This is a genomic window from Stenotrophomonas sp. S4 (genome assembly GCF_054187805.2).
Genome location: NZ_CM196188.1, coordinates 4,032,800 through 4,048,753 on the forward strand (window position 1 = coordinate 4,032,800; position 15,954 = coordinate 4,048,753).

A 15,954-nucleotide genomic window follows, 5' to 3' on the forward strand; every position below is an offset into this window, starting at 1 on the left:
GTCAGCGCGGTTACAGACTCCGCCCCAATCGCCGCCCCCGATCCCGGGGCCGGCCCCACCTGCAGCAGGAGCCCGCGTGACCGCCAGCCACCCCGCCCCCTCGCATGTCCTGTCCCGCGTCGCGCCCTCGTTCCTGGCCGCCGACGTCGGTGGCACCCATGTGCGCGTGGCCCGGGTCCAGGCCAGCGGTGATGCCGCCCATCCGGTGCAGGTGCTGGAATACCGCAAGTACCGCAACGCCGACCATGCCGGCCTCAGCGCAATCCTGTCCGACTTCCTCGGCGAGGGCCCGCGGCCCACGCATTGCGTGGTCGCCAGCGCCGGCTACGCCCGCGAGGACGGCACGGTGATCACCGCCAACCTGCCGTGGCCGCTGTCGGCACGCCAGGTGGAGGCCGATGTCGGCCTGCAGCGGGTCTACATCGTCAACGACTTCGAAGCGGTGGCCTATGCCGCCGCACAGGTGGACGCCAGCGGCGTGCTGCACCTGTGCGGGCCGGACACCGCCGCGCGTGGCCCGACCCTGGTGGTCGGTCCCGGCACCGGCCTCGGCGCCGCGCTGTGGATCCCCACTGCGCACGGCCCGGTGGTGCTTCCCACCGAAGCCGGCCAGCCGACCCTGGCCGCCAGCACCGAACTGGAAATGGCGATCGTCCGCCACATGCAGCGCGACCGCGCGCACGTGTCGATCGAGCATGCGATCTCCGGCCCGGGCCTGATGAACCTGTACCGTGCGGTGTGCGCGCTGCAGGGGCAGGCACCGACGCTGGCCAGCCCCGATGCGGTCACCGCCGCGGCCATGGCCGATACCGATGCGCATGCGCGCCAGGCGCTGGATGTGTTCTGCGGCCTGCTCGGCAGCACCATCGGCGACATGGCCCTGTTCTATGGTGCCCACGGTGGCGTCTACCTGGCCGGCGGCATCCTGCCGCAGATCCGCGAATACCTGCACGCCAGCACGTTCGTCGAACGCTACCTGCAGAAGGGGCCGATGGGCGAAGCGCTGGCACGCATCCCGGTGAAGGTCGTCGAGCACGGCCAGCTGGGCGTGGTCGGCGCTGCCAGCTGGTACCTGCAGCAGTCGGCCGCCTGACACCGCAACAGGCTTCAACGCAATCGCAGCACGCTGTACGTGGCACGCCAACGCACGGGACTTCGCCGCCGCCCCGCGCCTGTCTTCGCAACCGTAATCGAACACCGCCGCCGGCATCCAATCGAGTGATGAGGAGAGACATCATGAACACCCGCAAGACCCTGCTTTCGGCCGCCATCGTCAGCTGCATCGTCTTCAGTGCGCACGCGCAGCAGGCCGCCCCGACCGCCACCGACCTGGACACCGTGACTGTCACGGGCATCCGTGGTTCGATGGAGAAGTCGCTGGATACCAAGCGCGAAGCCAATGCGCGCGTGGAAGTGGTCACCGCCGAGGACGTGGGCAAGCTGCCGGCGCACAACGTCGCTGACACCCTGCAGCGCCTGCCGGGCGTCAACATCAGTTCGTCCAGCGCCGATGAAGGCGGCTTCGATGAAGCCGACCGTGTCAGCCTGCGCGGCACCAGCCCGAGCCTGACCCAGACCCTGATCAACGGCCACACCGTCGGCTCGGCCGACTGGTTCGTGCTCAGCCAGGGCAACAACGTCGGCCGCAGCGTCAGCTACTCGCTGCTGCCGTCGGAACTGGTCAGCTCGGTGGAAGTGAACAAGTCCTCGCAGGCTAAGCTGCAGGACGGCGGCACCACCGGTACCGTCAACATCATCACCCGCAAGCCGCTGGAATTCTCCAAGCAGTTCACCGCTGAAGGCTCGATCGGCATGGTCCGTTCGGACCAGGCCAAGTCGAACGACCCGCAGTACTCGGCACTGTTCAACTACAAGAACGACGAAGGCACCTTCGGCGTGATGGTGCAGGGCTTCAGCCAGAAGCGCGAACTGCGCCGTGAAGCGCAGGAAATCCCGGGTGGCTTCTTCAAGATCGGCGCGGACGATCCGGTCGCCAAGACCAATCCGGACCTGATCGGCGTCAACGTCCCGGGCCTGCTGGGTTCGACCTTGTTCGAACAGACCCGTGAGCGCAAGGGTGGCCTGGTCTCGCTGCAGTTCAAGCCGAGCGACAGCCTCACCCTGGGCCTGAATGGTTTCAGCTCCGAGCTGAAGGCGAACAACTACAACCGCAACTTCATGATGTTCGGCAACAGCTTCGCCAAGTCGCAGGCGCCGGATCCGGGCTATGTGGTCAAGGACGGCGTGCTGACCAACGCCAACTACAAGGGCGTGCCGGGCACCAACTATGCGGTGTACGACATGATCTACCGCGAGTCGAAGGCCAAGTCGAGCTATGTCACCTTCGATGCCGACTGGCAGATCAGCGACAGCCTGACCGCCAAGTTCCAGGCCGGCAGCACCAAGGGCACCGGCGAGACGCCGCGCCAGTACATCGCCGAGGTCACCCTGGCCAACGGCGGCGGCGCCAGCTGGGCCACCCACGGCAATGGCTCGCCGATCGACTGGAATGTCGGCGGCGACCTCTCGCCCAACGGCGTGACCAGCTTCGGCACCTGGGGCAACCAGCAGGTCACGGCTGAAGACAAGGAGAAGTGGGCCACGCTCGACTTCAACCAGTACTTCAATGATGGCGGCGTGCTGAGCTCGATCGACTTCGGCCTGCGTTTCGCCGACCACAAGCGCGAAGCGCTGTCGCCGGAAGGTGCAACCCCGGGTGACATCTGGAGCGCGCTGAAGAACGGTGCCACGGCCAACTATCCGAGTGGCTTTGCCGGTGACATCGGCGGCACCTTCCCGCGCAACCTCTGGTACTTCACCCCGGGCGCGCTGAAGGACGCGGTGACCAACAACTCCACCTGGCTGGCCGGCAATGATGGCCCGACCGGTCGCCATAACTATGGCGCCGAGTGGAAGGTGAAGGAGAAGAACTTCGCCGGCTACGTGCAGGCCAACTTCCGCGGCGACTGGTGGAGCGGCAACGTCGGCCTGCGCTACGTCAACATCAAGCAGGACATCGACACCTACAACGCCGTCAGCAAGGCCGCCGACGCCGATGTCAGCAGCCTGTTCGGCATGTGGGAGCGCCTGGCCTTCCAGAACAAGCGCAACCGTGTACTGCCCAGCGCCAACATCAAGTTCGACCTGGATGACTCGCTGGTGCTGCGCGTCGCCGCCTCGCAGACCCAGACCCTGCCGGACTACTCGGCACTGGGTGCCTCCTCGTACGGTTCGGACCTGAACCGCACCGGCGGCGGTGGCAATCCGAACCTCAAGCCGACCCTGTCGACCAATCTGGATGCCAACCTGGAGTGGTACTTCATGCCGCGCGGCCTGCTGTCGGTGGGCGCGTACCACATGAACCTGAAGGACTACATCGCCTTCGACGTGGTCTCGCGCCAGCTGTACAGCGAACTGACCAACCAGCTTGAGACCTACCAGATCTCCACTCCGATCAATGCCGACGGCAAGGTCACCGGCGTGGAAGTGGCCTACGAACAGCCGATCGGCGAGTACTTCGGCGTCAATGCAAACTACACCTACGCCAACGGCACCACCTCGCACACCTGGTCGGACGGCTCGCACAACCTGCTGGGCACCTCGAAGAACACCTACAACGTGGGTGCCTACTTCGAGAACGAGCGCTTTGGCGCCCGCGTCAGCTATACCCGCCGTTCCTCGTTCCTGATCAGCCTGTCGGGCACCAACCCGTACTACCAGGATGACTTCGGCACGCTGTCGGCTTCGCTGAGCTACAAGGCCACCGACTGGCTGAGCATCACCCTGGATGGCCTGAACCTCAACAACCCGACCTACAAGTACTACCAGACCGCGGCCATCCCGACCTCGTTCTACAGCAACGGTCGCCAGTACTACCTCAACTTCCGCTTCAAGTACTGATCCAGCGGCGGCAACATCGCCGAGTCGTGCACGCACGCCGGGCCTGGGTCATTCCGGGCCCGGCGTTTTTCATGTATAGCGTTCATCGCACCGTTCCAAGGAGTCGTTCCGATGGTCAAGCCTTCCCGCGCCCGGATGCGCAGCGCACTGCTGCTGGGCAGCCTGCTCGCGATGTTGCCGGCACTGCCGGCACTCGCCGCCGATCCCACGCCGGCTGCTGAAGCACCGGGTCCGCAGCTGCGTGCCGGCAGCCTGATGCTGATTCCCGCTCCGGCCACGGTGCGGCCCGGCCAGGGCAGCGGCATCACCGTGCGCGCCGATACCGTGCTGCAGGCCGAAGGCGAAGCCGCGCAGCGCGTCGCCAGCCAGTTCGCCGATCTACTGGCCCGCAGCGGTGGCCCGCGACTGGCACTGGCCAAGGGCAAGGCCGCAGCCAAGACCGGCAGCATCCGCTTCCAGATCGTCCCGACCTTCCGCGACAGCGGCGAAGGCTATACGCTGGAAAGCACCGCGCAGGGCGTGCTGGTGCAGGCCGGCAACGAAACCGGCCTGTTCTATGGCGCGACCACGCTCGCCCAGCTCGCTACCGGCGGCGGTAACGGAGTGCTGCCAGCGGTGCAGATCCAGGATGCGCCACGCTTCAGCTGGCGCGGTTTCATGCTCGACTCGGCACGGCATTTCCAGAGCCTGGACGAGATCAAGCGCGTGCTCGACGCAATGGCCGCGCACAAGCTCAATACCTTCCACTGGCACCTCACCGATGACCAGGGCTGGCGCATGGAGATCAAGCGCTACCCGAAGCTGACCGAAGTGGGCAGCTGCCGCCTGCCGGCCGGCGACGGCGGCATCGATCCGGCCAGCGGCCAGGAGCATCCGTACTGCGGCTTCTACACGCAGGACCACATCCGCGAAGTGATCGCCTATGCCGCGAAGCTGCATATCCAGGTGATTCCGGAAATCGATGTGCCGGGGCACGCGACCGCAGCGATCGCCGCGTATCCGGAACTGGGTTCGATCAATACCCCGCTGAAGCCGATCAGCGAATGGGGCGTGTTCCCGAACCTGTTCAACGTGGAAGACAGCACCCTCACCTTCCTCGAGAACGTGCTGGAGGAAGTGATCGAACTGTTCCCGGCCAGGTACGTGCACGTGGGTGGCGACGAGGCGGTCAAGGACCAGTGGGAAGCCTCGAAGCAGGTACAGCAGCGCATGCGTGCACTGGGCATCAAGGATGAGATGGCCATGCAGAGCCACATCATCAAGCGCCTGGAGACGTTCCTGGAGGAACACGACCGGCGCCTGATCGGCTGGGATGAAATCCTCGAAGGCGGTCTGCCGCCACAGGCCACGGTGATGTCGTGGCAGGGCACCGAAGGTGGCCTGGCTGCGGCCAGTGCCGGGCATGACGTGATCATGTCGCCGGTCGGCTACCTGTACCTGGACTACCTGCAGACGGCCTCACCGAACGAACCGCCGGGCCGTCCGACCCAGGTCAATCTCGGCAAGCTCTACAACTTCGAGCCGGTGCCGGCCGAACTGGCCGCCGACAAGCGCGGGCACATCCTCGGCCTGCAGGCCAACATGTTCACCGAACACACGCGCAGCTATGCACGCCTGCAGCACAACCTGTTCCCGCGCCTGGCCGCCGTGGCCGAGACCGGCTGGAGCACGCCGGAACACCGCGATTTCCGCGATTTCCTCGCACGCCTGCCGGCGCAGCTGCAGCGCTACCGTGCCTGGGGCCTGGCCTATGCGCAGACCCCGTTCGAAGTAGGCGTGGACTACACCGATGATCGCGCGAAGAACACCGTGACCGTTTCGCTGGCCAATCCGCTGGGTTATGAAGTGCGCTACAGCACCGATGGCCAGCCGGTGACCGCGCAGTCGCCGCTGTACCAGCAGCCGCTGACGGCGCAGCTGCCCGCGACCGTGCGGGCCGCCGCGTTCTACCAGGGCCAGATGCTGGCCGCGAAGCCGACGGTCGCAGACTTCACTGCGCAATCGCTGCTCAGCCGCCGCAGTGATGAACTGCTCAGCTGCGTAGGCAAGAAGGGGCTGGTGCTGCGCCTGGAAGACGATGGCCCACGCGAGGGCGCCCGTGCGGTGTTCAACGTGGACATCTTCCAGCCGTGCTGGCGCTGGCCGCAGGTGCAGCTGGACGGCATCGGCAGCGTGGAAGTGCGTGCAGGTCGCATCCCGTACTACTTCCAGCTGGCCCACGACGAGCCCAAGCGTCGCTTCGAGAAGGCCAAGCGCGCGCATGGCGAGATGCTGGTGCGTCGCGGCGACTGCAGCGGCAAGGTGCTGGCCGAAGTGCCGCTGCCTGCAAAGCCGGATGCCGATGGCTTCGTGACCCTGCGTGCGACGCTGCCGAAGGGCACCCAGGGCACCAGTGACCTGTGCATCAACTTCACCGGCGATACGCGCCCGGCGATGTGGGTGCTGGATGAGGTCACGCTGGGGAAATGACGGCAGGTCTGTCCTGGTGGGTGCCGACCTTGGTCGGCACCCCGGGCAGTTCATCCACGCATGGCGTGGATCTACTGAAATTCCATCCACGCGCGGCGTGGATCTACTGACTCCATCCACGCGCGGCGTGGATCTACCGGTAGGTGCCAACCTTGGTTGGCACGCCTTTACCCGCGCCAGCGCAGCAGCAGGTCGCGCAGCGGCGTCAATGCCGTGGCCATGCCGGCCAGCACGCCGATCGTGTTGGCCAGCGCATCCATCGGGTCAGCAGTGCGGTTGCTGGTCAGCGCGCCCTGCGCGAACTCAATGCCGATCCCCATCAGCACCAGGCCCACGCCCACCCACAGCAGCGGACGTCCGCGCCGGAACAGCTGCACCGCGCTGCCGGCGAGGATGAAATAGGCGAGGAAGTGCTCGCCCTTGTCGCTGTTTTCCGGCAGCGGAATCGGTGGCGGTGGGATCAGGCAGACCACGATCACCAGCAGCACCGCCGTCGCCCACAGTGTGGTCCACAACCGCGGCCGCCGCAGCGGCTTGATCACCGGCAACGCGTGGCTCACAGGCGCCAGCTCAGGTCACCCAGCTCGAAGGCCGGTTCGAAATCGACGCCACGCTGCAGGCCGATCGCCTGGAAGCGCTCGCCCATCTCGGTCGGCAGGGTCAGCTTCTTCACCTGGTCGCGCAGCTGGATGCGGCCGACCTCGTCGGTGCGTTCCTCGGCCAGCAGCAGCACCTGGTCCAGGCCGTTGCCGAGCAGGAAACTGGCCTGGCTGCAGTAGCCGGCCAGTTCAAAACCTCCGTGCGCGCCGGCCTCGGCCATCGCGGTGAAATCCACCGACGCGGTGATGTCCTGCAGGCCCGGCCAACGATGCACGTCGTTATGCACGTGATGGCGGTAGAACGCGCGCACGGTGCCATCGTCGCGGTCGTGCTGGTAGAACTCGCCGCGGTTGTAGCCGTAATCGACGAACAGCATCGCGCCGCGCTGCAGGCCGCCAGCCACCGCCTGCAGCCAGTACGGCAGCTGCGGCAGCACCTCGGAACGGTAGCCCTCGGCGAAGGGCTTTTCCAGGTAACGCTCGATATGGCGCACCGCACCGTTGAGCAGGATGTCGGCCGGCTGCGCACCCCGGATGAAGTTGCCCTCGGCGTCCAGCTCGACGGTTTCCTCGTAGACCTCGCCGTCCCGGATCAGGAAGCGCGGGGTCGGCAGCGCGTCGATCACCTCGTTGGCGAACACCACACCTTCCCAGTCCTCTTCGAACGGCCGGTCGACCCAGTCCACGCGTGCGGCCAGCTCGGCCGGCAGGTTCTGCTGCAGGCGCTGCTGCTGGCGCTCGCGCAGGTCGGCGCTGGGTTCCAGGATCGCGTAGCGCGACGGCAGCGCGTCCAGCTCGGCCAGGCGCAGCAGTACCGCCTCGGCGAAGGCGCCGGTACCGCCGCCCAGTTCCAGCATGCGCGCCTGCGCACCCAGCTGGGCGAACACCGGCGCCAGCGCATTGGCCACACTGCCGGCGAACAGGCTGCCGAGCTCGGGCGCGGTGGTGAAGTCACCACTGCCACCAAACTTGCTGGCGCCGGCGCTGTAATAGCCCCAGCCGGGGGTGTACAGGCACAGCTCCATGAAGCGGGAGAACGGCATCGCCCCGCCCTGGGCAAGGATTTCGGCGCGCAGGGCGGCGGCCAGCTGGTCGCTGTGGGCCAGGGCATCGGCTTCGGGCAGGGGGAAGGTGGGCTGCATGGCGTCTTCGAATGCGGTGACAATGGTGCACAGGATAGCCGAGCCTTGGAGGACCCTCGATGAGCGACACCCACCCCGTGGTCCTGATCACCGGCAGCGCGCGCCGGATCGGTGCGGCCATTGCCCGCCAGTTCCACGCCTGCGGCTGGTCGGTGGTGCTGCATGCCAACACCTCCAGCGCCGAGCTGCAGCAGGCCGCGTTCGATTTCGACAACGTGCGCCCCGGCAGCGTGCTGGCCCTGCAGGCCGACCTGCGTGACGCCGACGCCCTGGCCGACCTGGTGGAACAGGCCGTCACCCATTTCGGCCGGCTGGATGCGCTGGTCAACAACGCCTCCAACTTCTTCCCCACCCCGCTCGGCCAGGTCACCGCCGAAGCGATGGACGAGCTGTATGCGGTCAATGCACGCGCGCCGCTGCTGCTGTCACAGGCGGCGGCGCCCTACCTGCGCCGCCAGCAGGGCTGCATCGTCAACCTGACCGACCTGCACGGCACCGACCCGATGCGCGACCACATCGCCTACACCATGGCCAAGGCCGCGCTGGAGATGGCCACCCGCTCGCTGGCGCTGGAGCTGGCGCCGAAGGTGCGGGTCAATGCGGTGGCGCCCGGTGCGATCCTGTGGCCGGAACAGGGCAAGGATGATTTCGCCCGCGAAGCGCTGCTGGCGCGCACGCCTTTGGCGCGGATCGGTACTGTCGAGGAGATTGCCGAAGCGGTTTACTGGCTGGTGGCCGAAGCCAGCTTCGTCACTGGCCATACCCTGCGCGTGGATGGCGGGCGTACAGTCAGTTGAAATGTTGCCGGGATCCACAATGGGGTCAGATCCCTTTTCCCGCCGGGAAAAGGGATCTGACCCCGTCACCCACCATCATTCCAGGTCCACCACCTCGAACGCCTCGCCAAACTGTCTGTGCGCACGCCACAGCGTGGCCAGGTCCTGCCCGCTGACCGGGTCGATGAAGCCCGGCGCGATGTCGGCCAGCGGCTTCAGCACGAAGGCATGCTTCAGCTCCGGGCGCGGAATGCGCAGGTGGCCGGGGCCTTCCACCACCAGGTCGCCGTAGAACACCACGTCGATGTCCAGGGTCCGGTCGGAGAAGCGTGGCCCGCTGCGATCGCGGCCGTGCGCGTCTTCCAGCGCATGCAGCCAGTCGTCCAGTTCCTGCAGCGGCAGGTCGGTCTCGATCGCCACTGCATTGTTGAGGAAGGCCGGGCCATCGAAGCCGACCGCGGCGGTACGGTAGGCGGGCGACACCTGCAGCGCGCCGAAGCGCTCGCGCAGGGCCGCCACCGCGGCGTGGAGGTAGCGACGGGGCTGGACGTTGCTGCCCAGGCTCAGGAGCACGGTGGTCATGCGGTTCAGGTGACGGCACTTGGGGGGCGTGGACATGCCGTCGTCACGGCGGCCTGCCTACAATCCGGGACGCACATGATAGGGCACCGACATGACCTATTGCGTTGGAATCGAGGTGGACGAAGGCCTGGTCTTCGCTGCCGACACCCGGACCAATGCCTCGCTGGACGATGTGCGCGTGCACCGCAAGCTGCACGTGTTCGAGTATCCCGGCCAGGCAGCCTACGTGCTGATGGCGGCTGGCAACCTGGCCACCACCCAGCTGCTGGTGTCGCGCCTGGGGCGCGATGCCGACGAACGGCGCGCGCCCAACCTGCGCGACATGGCCCACCTGTTCGAAGCCGCCGAGTACGTCGGCCAGCTGCTGGTGGACAGCCAGGTGCACAGCAACCACAGCGAACATGGCCACGATGGGGTCAACACCCAGGCCACGCTGATCTTCGGCGGCCAGATCGCCGGCGAGCGCCCCGGGCTGTACATGATCTATCCGCTCGGCAACGCCATCGCCGCCTCGCCGGAGACGCCGTACCTGCAGATCGGTGAATCCAAGTACGGCAAGCCGATCCTCGACCGCATCCTCAGCCCGGCCACGCACCTGGAAGATGCGGCGCGCACCGCCATCGTCTCGTTGGACTCCACCATCCGTTCCAACCTGTCGGTGGGCCTGCCGATCGACCTCGCGCTGCTGCGCGACGGTGAACTGCGCATCGGCCAGCAGCTGCGGCTGGGCGCGGATTCAGCGCTGTATGCGGACATCCACCAGAACTGGTCACGGCGGCTGGAACAGGCGGTGGACGCCCTGCCGCGCTTTCCGTGGGAAACCGCCGAACGGTAGTGCCGGCCGCTGGCCGGCAACCGCAGTGATCCCACCGCACGCGGATGCCGGCCAGCGGCCGGCACTACCGCGGCATCAGCCCAGCGCTTCGGCCACTGCGCGAAACACCTGCTGCATCTGCAGCGGCTTGCGCAGCACATGCACCTCAACACCGGCAGGGAACGCGTCGGCGGGCACCGCTATCGCCGCATCCTCCAGCACCAGCGCCGGACCGCGATAGCCCAGCGTGGCCATCTCGCCCAGCAGCTGGCTGGCCGGCAGCAGCTTGGAACCGGCATCGGCGATCACCAGTGCCGGCAACGCCTCCTGCTGCATCCAGCGCAGCGCTGCCGGGCCATCGGAGGCCAGTTGCAGCTGATACCCCTGGCTGGACAGCGCATTGCCAAGCAGCGACAGGCGCGTGGCCTCGCCATCGACCACCAGGATCGACTGGCCACTGCCCAGGGCCACCAGTTGCTCGATCGGCTCACTGCCGTCGCTGGCTTCGTGCATCGGCAAGCGCAGTTCGAAGCAGGTGCCCTGCCCCGGCTGGCTGCTGACATGGATGCTGCCGCCGGCACCTTCGACGATGCGCTTGCAGGAAATCAGGCCCAGGCCGGTGCCATCGGCCTTGGTGGTGAAGAACGGATTGAACAGGTGCGACAGCGTGTCCGCATCCATGCCGATGCCTTCATCGGCCACGCAGATCTGCATCCAGTCCACGCCATCGCGCTCGCCGGCATGGCTGGCGGTCAGGCTCAGGCGGCCACCGTTGGGCATCGCCTGGATCGCGTTGAGCGCCAGGTTCAACATCACCTGCTGCAGCTCGGTGTAGTTGGCGTCGACCACCAGGCCTTCGTCCTGCACCTGCAGTTCCAGGCGCACGGCATCGGGCACGTTGCTGCGCAACAGCAGTGCCACCGCATCGAACAGGCCATCGATCTCGATGCGCTCGCTCGGCTTGCGCGAACCGCGCACGAACGACAGCATCGATTCGGCCATCTCGTGGCCACGGCGGCCGCACTCGGCGATGACGTCGGCCAGGTGGTGCAGCTGCGGATCGTCGGTGCGCGCCTTCAGCAGGTCCGGCATGATCAGCAACGGCTGCAGGATGTTGCGCAGGTCGTGGCTGAGGCCGGCGGCAAGCAGCGACAGGCTTTCCAGGCGCTGCGCGCGCATCAGTTCGGTTTCCACCCGTGCACGCTCCACCGCGCTGCGTGCATCGCGGATCGCACGCGCCACCGCCGACGGCAGACGCGCCGGCAGATGCTTGATGATGTAGTCATTGGCGCCCTTCTGCAGCGCCGCCACCGCGTTCTCCTCACCCATGGTGCCGGAGACGAAGATGAAGGGCACTTCCGGTGAGGTCTCGCGCACGATGCGCAGCGCGTCATCACCGGAGAACCCCGGCATGCTCAGGTCGGACAGCACGATGTCCGGCTGGAACGCAGCCAGTGCCTGGCGCAGTTCCGCCTCACTCTCGACACGCTCGAAGCGGGCTTCCAGGCCCGCGTCGAGCATCTGTTCGGACATCAGCTCGGCATCTTCCGGTGAGTCTTCCACCAGCAGGATGCGCAGCGCCCCCAGGGCGGGACCGGTCAGGGGCATGGGCTCACTCGAGTTCCGGTGCCTGGTTGATCAACGCCCAGAACTTGCCCAGGGTCTGCACCGCGCCGAAGAACTGGTCCACGTCCACCGGCTTGACCACGTAGGCGTTCACGCCCATGTCCCAGCTGCGGGCCAGATCGCTTTCCTCGCGCGAGGACGACAGGATCACCACCGGCAGGCGCTTGAGTTCTTCGTGCTCACGGATCTGCCGCAGCACTTCCAGGCCATCCATGCGCGGCATCTTGATGTCCAGCAGCAGCACCGCCGGCAGGCCTTCCTCGCGATTGGCGAAGGCGCCGCGGCGCAGCAGGTAGTCCATCACTTCCACGCCGTCTTCGACGTGCACGATGGGATTGGCCAGACGCGCCTCTTCCAGGGCGTCGATCGCCATTTCGGCATCAGCCGGGCTGTCTTCGGCGAGAAGAATGGTGCGCAGAGTGGTCATGCAGAAGGCCCTTGTTTGTCCGCGTCGATCGCGGGAGGCAGATAGAAGTGGAAGGTGGCGCCGACGTCCGGTTCAGCCTCGGCCCAGATACGGCCGCCATGACGGGTCAGCACGCGACGCACGCTGGCCAGGCCGATGCCGGTACCCGGGTAGTCACTGGCCTTGTGCAGGCGTTGGAACACACCAAACAGCTTGCCGGCGTAGGCCATGTCAAAGCCTGCACCATTGTCGCTGACCGTGAACTGATGGCCGCCATCGGGCTGCGGCTGGTAATCCACGCGGATCTTCGCCGGCTCGCGGTTGCCCGAGTACTTCACCGCGTTGCCGAGCAGGTTCAGCCAGACTTGGCGGATCATGTTCTCATCGCCCACCACGATCGGCAGCGGCGCGATGCTCCACTCCACGTGGTGCGCATGGCCGCTGTTCTCTGCTTCGGCCTGCAGGTTGGAATCGAGCATGGCGCGGGTATCGGCCACCAGCGACTGCATGTCCACCGCCTGCTGGCGCATCGCCGCGCGGCCCAGCCGCGAGTAGACCAGCAGGTCGTCGATCAGCGCCGCCATGCGCCGGGCCGAACTGGAGATCACTTCCAGGTAATGGCGGCTCTTGTCATCGGCGGCCTCGCCGAGGTGGCGCGACAGCTTGTCGGAGAATCCGGCCACGTGGCGAAGCGGCGCACGCAGGTCATGCGAAACCGAGTAGCTGAAGGCCTCCAGCTCGCGGTTGACCTCGGATACCTGCGCAACCTTGCCTTCCAGCTGGCGGTTCAGCTCTTCCACGCGCAGCTGCACTGCGCGCTGCATGGTGACGTCGCTGATGGTCAGCAGCACCACTTCGTCGTCGGTGTCGGGCAACGGCATGCGCCGCGCGTTGAGCAGCATGTAGCGCACCATGCCGTCGGCGGTGCGCTGCTCGTGCTCGAAGTCCCAGAGTTCGCGACCGCGCGACAGCACGTCAGCCAGGCGCTGCCGGACCACCGGGTCCTGCCAGGCGTTGTCGCCCACGGTTTCCAGCAGCAGGCCGTCGGCACGTTCGTCCTGCAGGCCGTACAGCTCAGCGAATGCCGGGTTGTGCAGCTGCACGCGCAGGTCGCGGTCGAGCAGCACGATCGGTTCGCGCACGGTCTGCAGCACCGACGCCGCGCGTGCAGCCGAGCGCAGCGATTGCCGCTCCGCATGCAGGCGGCGGCCGATCTGCCGCTGCAGCAGCCACAGCACCAGGCCGAGCAGCGCCAGCTGGATCACCAGCGAACTCCACGACACCAGTTCAGTCTGCTTGCGCTGGCGCGCGGCCTGCTCGGCGCGCAGCGCCAGCAGCTTCTGCTCGCTGGCCTGCAGCTCTTCCACCAGGCCCCGGATCGGGTAACGCGTGCTCAGGTCCTGCACCAGCTCACGCTGATCGCTGTTCGGTTCGGACCGGGCCAGCTCGCGGGCCACGGCCAAGCGACCGTCCAGCATCGATTCGATGCGGCCAATGCGGATCAGCTGATCCGGATTGTCGCGGGTCATCCGGCCCAGTTCGGCCAGGCGCCCGGGGATCTCGTTGGCCTTGGCCATGCGCTCGCGCAGGCCGGGGGCATCCACGCCCTTGGACAGGGTCAATGCCGCCGATTCGACATCGCGCACGTCGGCCTGCAGCTGTTGCAGCGCCACGCCAACGGCCTGGGTATGGTTGACCCAGGCCATCGCCTGTTCGCTGTCCTGCTGCAGTTTGCGCAGGGTCAACCACGGCACCACGATGATCGCGGCAGCGGCCAGCGCCAGGGCCGGCAACCGCCAGCGGTCCCAGATGTCGTCACTGAAAACCAGCGCCATAGTTCCTCGTCAGCACAGCCGCGAAGCGTGGTCCGGGGCGAGCCCGGCTGCGGCGGAACCGGCAATATAGCGCAGGCGGTCACAACTCTGGAGTTTCCAGCGGCGTTGCCTGAACGGGTTCGGAATCCGATGCTGTAGCGCCGAGCCCACGCTCGGCGCTACACAGCAGCGGGCGCCCCATGCCGGGGCGCCCACCGGGGTCAGCGCTTGGCAGCGGCGCTGACCTTCAATGCGGCGGCATCGACGCGGGTCACGCCCTTGATGCCCTTGGCGGTGGTGACCGCCTTGTCCTTCTCGGCCTGGGTGGCCACGGCACCGCTCAGGCTGACCACGCCATTCACGGTTTCCACCTTGATTTCAGTGCCCGGAACGTTGCTGCTGGCCAGCAGATCGGCCTTCACCTTGGTGGTGATCCAGGTATCGGTCACCGGCTCGTTGGAGTCATGGCGATCGGCATGGGTCGTCGGATGGGTGCTGGCCGGCGGGCTCTTCGCGGCCGGATCCTTGGCGAATGCAGCCGAGGAGGACAGCGCCAGGCCCAGGGTCAGGGCGGAAGCAATCAGCGTGCGGGTGGTATTGCTCATCGTGTCGTACTCCTTCGGGATGTGCTGCCAGTCTGGACAAGCCGCCGTAGAGCAGGCGTGGCGTTGCGGTCATGCCGCCGTGAATCGAAACGTTTCCAACGGCAACGGTTCAGTTTTGGACGGCCAGCACCCGTCGTTTACCCTGCCCTTCCCACTGCCGGAGCCCTGCCATGCGCCCCGACCTGCAACTGGCCCTGATCGGCTACGGCCTCGCCGGCCGCGTCTTCCATGCGCCACTGATCCAGCACACGCCCGGGCTGGTGCTGCACAGCATCGTCAGTTCGCAACGCGACACCCTGCTGCGCGCGTTCAGCGACGTGCACGTGCGCGCCACGCCGCAGGAGGTGTTCGACGATCCAGCAGTGGATGCGGTGGTGATCGCCACACCGAACGAACAGCACGCGCCGCTGGCGATCGCCGCGCTGGCGGCGGGCAAGCACGTGCTGGTCGACAAGCCGTTCGCGCTGGATGTGGCCGAAGCGGAAACGGTGCTGGCTGCGGCGCGCGATGCCGGACGCATCGCGACCGTGTTCCAGAACCGGCGCTTCGATGCCGACTTCCTCACGCTGCAGGCGCTGCTGGGCGAAGGCACACTCGGTGACGTGGCCGAGTGCCATGCACACTTCGACCGTTACCGCCCGCAGGTGCGCGACCGCTGGCGCGAGCAGGACGGGCCGGGTAGTGGCCTGTGGTACGACCTCGGCCCGCACCTGCTCGACCAGATGCTGGTGCTGTTCGGCTGGCCCGAGGCGATCGATGCCGATCTGGCCGTGCAGCGCGAAGGCGGCAGCGGCATCGATTACTTCCACGCGGTACTGCACTACCCGCGGCATCGCGCGATCGTGCATGCCGGTTCGCTGGTAGCGGCGCCCACGCCGCACTTCGCAGTGCATGGCCGCGATGGCAGCTGGATCAAGCACGGACTGGATGTGCAGGAAGCGCAGCTGCGCCGTGGCGTGGCACCGGGCGCGCCGGGCTGGGGCATTGATCCGCGGCATGGCGAGCTGCTGCGCTGCGACGCCGAGGACAACGTGCAGCGCACGACGGTCGACAACCTGCCGGGCGACTACCGGCGGTTGTATGCGCAGTTCGCGGCGGCGATGCACGGCGATGGCGAAGCCACGGTCAGCCCGGTGCAGGCGCTGCAGCTGATGCGGTTGCTGCAGGCCGGCATGGACAGCGCGCGCGAAGGGCGGCGGGTGCAGTTGGGATGACCGGCAG

13 protein-coding genes are annotated in these 15,954 nt (G+C 67.0%); 6 read left to right on the forward strand and 7 right to left on the reverse strand.

Annotation, left to right across the window (positions count from 1 at the left end):
• Positions 1-76 precede the first annotated feature (76 nt).
• The 3 genes from ACUZUJ_RS18760 (at position 77) to nagX (ending at position 6,369) form a co-directional block, all read left to right on the forward strand.
• A complete protein-coding gene (locus ACUZUJ_RS18760; protein WP_101766085.1) occupies positions 77-1,093 on the forward strand; it encodes a glucokinase family protein in 1,017 nt (338 codons plus the stop codon).
• Between the two features lie 143 nt (positions 1,094-1,236).
• The gene (locus ACUZUJ_RS18765; RefSeq protein ID WP_119006784.1) at positions 1,237-3,900 is read left to right on the forward strand and encodes a TonB-dependent receptor; all 2,664 of its coding nucleotides are present in this window, start codon (positions 1,237-1,239) and stop codon (positions 3,898-3,900) included.
• Positions 3,901-4,011: 111 nt separating this feature from the next.
• On the forward strand, positions 4,012-6,369 hold the full coding sequence (gene nagX / locus ACUZUJ_RS18770) for a beta-N-acetylglucosaminidase NagX (protein ID WP_458220884.1): 2,358 nt from the start codon (positions 4,012-4,014) through the stop codon (positions 6,367-6,369).
• 167 nt (positions 6,370-6,536) lie between these two features.
• Here nagX and ACUZUJ_RS18775 read toward each other — a convergent pair whose 3' ends face one another.
• Positions 6,537-6,929: a VanZ family protein gene (locus ACUZUJ_RS18775; protein ID WP_014038500.1), complete on the reverse strand. Its 393-nt coding sequence runs from the start codon at positions 6,927-6,929 to the stop codon at positions 6,537-6,539.
• Positions 6,926-8,110: a class I SAM-dependent methyltransferase gene (locus ACUZUJ_RS18780; protein WP_049442845.1), complete on the reverse strand. Its 1,185-nt coding sequence runs from the start codon at positions 8,108-8,110 to the stop codon at positions 6,926-6,928. Before ACUZUJ_RS18780 ends, ACUZUJ_RS18775 begins: the two co-directional genes overlap by 4 nt.
• 59 nt (positions 8,111-8,169) lie before the next feature.
• On the opposite strand from ACUZUJ_RS18780, the gene ACUZUJ_RS18785 reads away from it, so the two are divergent.
• Positions 8,170-8,907: a pteridine reductase gene (locus ACUZUJ_RS18785; RefSeq protein WP_024957037.1), complete on the forward strand. Its 738-nt coding sequence runs from the start codon at positions 8,170-8,172 to the stop codon at positions 8,905-8,907.
• 75 nt (positions 8,908-8,982) lie between these two features.
• Here ACUZUJ_RS18785 and folK read toward each other — a convergent pair whose 3' ends face one another.
• Entirely contained in the window at positions 8,983-9,468 is a 486-nt protein-coding gene (folK, locus tag ACUZUJ_RS18790) for a 2-amino-4-hydroxy-6-hydroxymethyldihydropteridine diphosphokinase (RefSeq protein WP_032130416.1), read from the reverse strand.
• A 91-nt stretch (positions 9,469-9,559) separates the two neighbouring features.
• On the opposite strand from folK, the gene ACUZUJ_RS18795 reads away from it, so the two are divergent.
• Positions 9,560-10,303 (forward strand): proteasome-type protease, encoded by a 744-nt coding sequence (locus ACUZUJ_RS18795; protein ID WP_049442844.1) that lies wholly within the window; start codon positions 9,560-9,562, stop codon positions 10,301-10,303.
• 75 nt (positions 10,304-10,378) lie between these two features.
• Here the strand turns inward: ACUZUJ_RS18795 and ACUZUJ_RS18800 are convergent, their stop codons facing one another.
• The 4 genes from ACUZUJ_RS18800 to ACUZUJ_RS18815 form a co-directional block, all read right to left on the reverse strand.
• Positions 10,379-11,890 carry an ATP-binding response regulator gene (locus tag ACUZUJ_RS18800; RefSeq protein ID WP_101766088.1) on the reverse strand — a complete coding sequence of 504 codons (1,512 nt, stop codon included), beginning with the start codon at positions 11,888-11,890 and terminating at the stop codon, positions 10,379-10,381.
• A 4-nt stretch (positions 11,891-11,894) separates the two neighbouring features.
• Entirely contained in the window at positions 11,895-12,335 is a 441-nt protein-coding gene (locus tag ACUZUJ_RS18805) for a response regulator (RefSeq protein ID WP_005411057.1), read from the reverse strand.
• Positions 12,332-14,149, reverse strand: a complete 1,818-nt coding sequence (locus ACUZUJ_RS18810) for a sensor histidine kinase (protein ID WP_101766089.1) — start codon at positions 14,147-14,149, stop codon at positions 12,332-12,334. Before ACUZUJ_RS18810 ends, ACUZUJ_RS18805 begins: the two co-directional genes overlap by 4 nt.
• A 200-nt stretch (positions 14,150-14,349) precedes the next feature.
• A complete protein-coding gene (locus ACUZUJ_RS18815) occupies positions 14,350-14,733 on the reverse strand; it encodes a BON domain-containing protein (protein WP_049442841.1) in 384 nt (127 codons plus the stop codon).
• 170 nt (positions 14,734-14,903) lie between these two features.
• On the opposite strand from ACUZUJ_RS18815, the gene ACUZUJ_RS18820 reads away from it, so the two are divergent.
• Positions 14,904-15,947: an oxidoreductase gene (locus ACUZUJ_RS18820; RefSeq protein ID WP_101766090.1), complete on the forward strand. Its 1,044-nt coding sequence runs from the start codon at positions 14,904-14,906 to the stop codon at positions 15,945-15,947.
• Positions 15,948-15,954: the final 7 nt, after the last annotated feature.